This is a genomic window from Pseudomonas sp. 05T35, assembly GCF_056396605.1.
The window spans coordinates 1-761 of the sequence record NZ_JBFTLU010000836.1 but is presented as its reverse complement, the minus strand read 5'-3'; the positions used below and the strand labels follow the sequence as shown (position 1 = coordinate 761).

At 60.1% G+C, this 761-nt stretch carries 1 protein-coding gene; it reads right to left on the bottom strand.

Translation table 11 applies throughout. From position 1 onward, the window contains the following. Positions 1-761 (bottom strand): histidine kinase dimerization/phospho-acceptor domain-containing protein (locus tag AC1DH9_RS30180; RefSeq protein WP_477809458.1); only part of this gene is annotated, 761 nt, incomplete at both ends.

The window sequence follows — 761 nt, the reverse complement described above, 5'->3', positions numbered from 1 at the left end:
GACTCGATCCGCGCGATGTCCAGAATATCGCCGATCAGCTCCAGCATCTGCTGCGCCGCATTCCACGCCACCTCTATCGCAAGATGGTCCGTGACGCCCTCTTCAGCGCGCAACATCGCCAGTTCGAGCATGCCGATCACAGCGTTCATTGGCGTGCGAATCTCATGACTCATGGTTGCCAGGAAGGTGGTTTTGGCACGATTGGCATCGTCTGCCGCGTCCCTGGCTTGCTGCACCTGTTGCAGCAATTGCTGGCGCTTGCGGATCAGGTTGCGCTGGTAGGCAATCCAGCCCAGCGCCAACAGCAGCAACAGTCCCGCGGCCAAAAAAACCTGAAGGATGGCAGTGCGGTGGCGCGACCAGTAGCTGTCATCCACCGGCAGTTCATTGCGCCAGCGGTTGGCCAATTCGTCCATTTCTTCCGGGGGAATGCTTAACAGGGCTTTATTGAGGATTGAGTAGAGTTCAAGGGCTCCACGGTTGGTCGCGAAGCCGATGTGTGCCGGTTCGGTGCCCACCGTGCTGGTGATCTTCAGAACGTGACGGTACTCCCGAGCAATCAGGTAGCGAGCAATGATCAACGAGCTCAATGCCGCGTCGGCTTGCCCCTTGGCGACCAGCGCCATACCTTGGGCGGGGGTTTGCACATCAACGAAGCGCACACCGGGAACGCGCGCAATGATGAACTCGCGCAGCGCGTGACCGCTGTAAATCGCCAACCGCTTACCGGCCAGGTCGTCCAGCGTCCCAGGGTCCCCGGT